At 73.3% G+C, this 2,458-nt stretch carries 3 protein-coding genes and 1 pseudogene; 3 read left to right on the top strand and 1 reads right to left on the bottom strand.

The genetic code is table 11. The annotated features are described in order from the left end of the window. From KBX39_RS28890 to KBX39_RS28880, 3 genes are all read left to right on the top strand, one after another. On the top strand, positions 1-378 hold a 378-nt coding region (locus tag KBX39_RS28890), incomplete at its 5' end, for a DUF1684 domain-containing protein (RefSeq protein WP_210873568.1). Positions 379-412: 34 nt separating this feature from the next. Beyond that, positions 413-946, top strand: a complete 534-nt coding sequence (locus KBX39_RS28885) for a flavin reductase family protein (RefSeq protein WP_209961356.1) — start codon at positions 413-415, stop codon at positions 944-946. A gap of 92 nt (positions 947-1,038) precedes the next feature. Beyond that, on the top strand, positions 1,039-1,947 hold the full coding sequence (locus KBX39_RS28880; RefSeq protein ID WP_210873565.1) for a zinc-binding dehydrogenase: 909 nt from the start codon (positions 1,039-1,041) through the stop codon (positions 1,945-1,947). Positions 1,948-2,118: 171 nt separating this feature from the next. On the opposite strand, the pseudogene KBX39_RS28875 reads toward KBX39_RS28880, so the two are convergent. After that, positions 2,119-2,458: pseudogene (locus KBX39_RS28875) on the bottom strand (NADP oxidoreductase); the annotation flags it as partial.

Here is a 2,458-nt window from a genome sequence, read left to right as displayed (position 1 = left end):
ACCACGGTCGGCGCTGCCGTGGAGGGGCTCCAGCACATCTACGACGCGCCCGGCCGGATCGAGTTCTGCGTCGACGGGCTGCCGCTGAGCCTGACCGCGTTCAACGGTGTGACGCCCGGCAGCCTGTCGGTGCTGTTCACCGACACCACCTCCGGCATCACCACCTATGGGGCCAACCGGTCGCTGGCCGTCGGCGCGCCGGACGAGCAGGGCCGGGTGACGCTGGACTTCAACCGGGCCGTCAACCTGCCGTGCGCGTACACCGACTTCGCGACGTGCCCGCTGCCACCGACGGAGAACCGGCTGCCGGTCGCCGTCGAGGCCGGGGAGAAGATTCCGTACGGGCGGCTGGCGGCCGATCCCGCCGCCCGTTCCTAGCGCTCCGCGCCCACACCACTCGGGAGGAACGCCCATGACCTCGTCCGCCGACGACCCGATTGACGCCGACGCCGACGCGCTACGCAGGTTGCTGCGCCACCAGGCCAGCACCGTCACTGTGGTCACCGCCCCCGGTGCGCCGCCGGTGGGCTTCACCGCGACATCGTTCACGTCGGTGTCGCTGACGCCGCCGATCGTCTCGTTCTGCCTGAACCTCGGCTCGTCCACGTGGCCGACGCTGGCGCAGGCCCGGCACGTGGCGGTGCACCTGCTCGCACACGGCCAGCACAAGCTGGCCCATACCTTCGCCACGAGCGGCATCGACCGCTTCGCCGCTCCGACCCGCTGGCGGCCCGGGCCGAACGGACTGCCGATCCTCGACGGCGCCCTGGCCTGGCTGGCGTGCCGGGTCGTCGACCGGGTGGTCGTCGGCGATCACGCGGTCGTGCTGGCCGAGCCGGAGTTGCTCCGGCACGCCGATGTCGGCTCCCCGCTGCTCTACCACCGGGGTCGCTACGCCGGTCTCGCGGACGCTCCGGACGGCACGGCCCGTCGCGCCGCCGCCTGATCATCGGGCCGGCGTCTTGCGCCGGTCGTCGTCGACAGGGTCGCCACTGTGGGCCACCTGTCGGGAACCTGGCGAGGACCGAAGGAGGTCGTATGCGTGCGATCGTCGCCGCTCCGGGCACCGTCGACGGGTTCCGGGTGACCGATGTCCCCGAGCCCGAATGCGGGCCGGGGCAGGTGCTGGTCGAGGTGCGGCATGCCGCCGTCAACAACGGCGAGATCCGTCACCTCGACCTCTGGCCGGCCGGACAGGTGCTCGGGCACGACGCCGCCGGCGAGGTGCTGCGCGCCGCCGAGAGTGGCCCCGGTCCCCGGGTGGGCGACCGGGTGCTCGCCTTCGGACCGGGCGCGTGGGCCCAACTCGCGGTGTTCGACCTGGACAGCGTCGCGGTGGTGCCCCCCGATGTCGACCTGTCCGAGGTTGCCGCGCTGCCGATGGTCGGCCTCACCGCGCTGCGGACGCTGCGTGAGTCCGGTCCGCTGCCCGGGCGTCGCGTACTGATCACCGGGGCGTCCGGGGGAGTGGGCCGAGTTGCCGTCCAGTTGGCTCGGCACGGGGGCGCGTACGTGATCGCCGCGGTCGGGTCGGCGTCCCGGGGCGACGGGCTGGCAGCGCTGGGGGCCGACGAGGTGGTGGTCGGCCTGAAGGCTGTCGGCGACCCGGTCGACGTGGTGCTGGACACCGTGGGAGGCGCCCAGCTGGTGGCCGCGTGGGGTCTGCTCGCGCCGGGCGGGGTGCTGCACAGCATCGGCTGGGCCTCCGGTGAGCCGGCCGTCTTTCCGGTGAACTCGACCTTCGCCCCGGGCGCGTCCCGGACGCTGCGGTCCTTCGGCGACACCACCGCCCCGGCCGCCGATCTGGCGCTGCTGGTGGACCTCGTGGCTCAGGGGGCGCTGCGGGCGCCGATCGGCTGGCGCGGATCGTGGCGTCACCTCGGGGGCGCGATCGAGGCGCTGCGGGAACGACGGGTGCCGGGCAAGGTCCTGCTCGATCTGGACTGACTGTGACGGCGCAGCGGTGAGTGACCGGCGGATCGGTCCCGGCCCGGAGCGGGTCTAGGTCGACCCGCCGGACACATTCGGATCGGGCAAGTGGGAGATCGACGGGTGGGAGAGCAGACGGCGCTCCCGGCGGGGACCGTCCGCCTCCACGAGCGGCCTGTCGGACACATGTCAGCGGGGAACCGACGGAATCGCCGACTGCGGGTCGACCCCGGCGAACGCCAGCCCGATGACAAAGCCGGCGACCTCCTCCAACTGTCGTACCCGGTCGAGCGTTCCGAGGACCGCGGGAACTCCACCGACGTCTCGCACGAGCGACCCGACGACATCGAGTGCGCGCTCGTCGTCACCGCACATGGCGACCGTGACCGGTCCGGCATCGGGCGTCACCCACCGCTCGGCCGGGAAGAGATGGAAAGCCTTGACCACGTGCGCGCCGGGTGCGAGGGCGGCGATGTGGCCGGCGGCCGACCGGGCGGGTTCCGTCCGGCGGGTGCCGAGACCGTGCTCG

The organism is Micromonospora sp. D75 (assembly GCF_018070405.1).
Classification (GTDB): Bacteria; Actinomycetota; Actinomycetes; order Mycobacteriales; family Micromonosporaceae; genus Micromonospora; species Micromonospora chalcea.
This window is presented reverse-complemented; position numbering and strand designations above follow the sequence as displayed.